This is a genomic window from Komagataeibacter kakiaceti JCM 25156 (genome assembly GCF_000613305.1).
In genome coordinates this window covers 1-670 of the sequence record NZ_BAIO01000845.1, presented here as the reverse complement: position 1 = coordinate 670, position 670 = coordinate 1, and the positions used below count along the sequence as shown (strand labels likewise).

Sequence of the window (670 nt, the reverse complement as noted above, 5' to 3'; positions counted from 1 at the left end):
CCCGGCGTGCCCGGCGCGCAGGCCGCCAAAAAGGAATCCGACCGCCGGACGCTGGTGGTGGGCCGTGGCATAAGCGTGCAGGGCACCATTCAGGACGCCGAGCGGCTGGTGGTGGAAGGAACGGTTGAATCCTCCCTCATCAACGCCTCCGAACTGCAGATCGCGCAGGGCGGCGTGTTCAAGGGCGAGGTCGAGGTCGAGGACGCGGAACTGGCGGGCACCATTGACGGCACGCTGACGGTGCGCGGCAGCCTGACCATCCGCGCTACCGGGCGGCTGCTGGGCAAGGCCAAGTGCCGTCGGCTCAAGGTGGAAGATGGCGGCCAGATAACCGGCCAGCTTGAAATGATCACCACCCCGGACGCATCGGCCCCGGCCACGCAGTCCGCCGCCGCCGAATAACAGGCCACCTGATCCGCCCACGCCGGGCGGATACAAAAAACGCCAGTGGCAGCAATGCCCTGGCGTTTTTTTTATGGCGCCCCGTCCGGATGGCGGGAAGGAACCGGTCAGGCCACGTTGTCGCGCCGGTCACGCAGCTTGACATAGGCAAGCTGGGCATGTTCGGCGCAGTACGGCTTGCCCGGCAGCGGTGTCGCCCCACAGAAATGGAAGCCCGGCGTGCCCGGATCACCCAGCGGCCAGCAGCAGGACTGGCTGCTGCGGCGGC

The 670-nt window shown here is 67.6% G+C and carries 2 protein-coding genes; one reads left to right on the top strand and one right to left on the bottom strand.

Annotation, left to right across the window (positions count from 1 at the left end; genetic code table 11):
• The coding region (locus JCM25156_RS19450; RefSeq protein WP_025814470.1) for a bactofilin family protein at nt 1-402 on the top strand (402 nt) is incomplete at its 5' end.
• A 107-nt stretch (nt 403-509) separates the two neighbouring features.
• Here the strand turns inward: JCM25156_RS19450 and JCM25156_RS26530 are convergent.
• Nucleotides 510-670: GcrA family cell cycle regulator (locus JCM25156_RS26530; RefSeq protein ID WP_034961593.1), on the bottom strand; the 161-nt coding region annotated here is incomplete at its 5' end.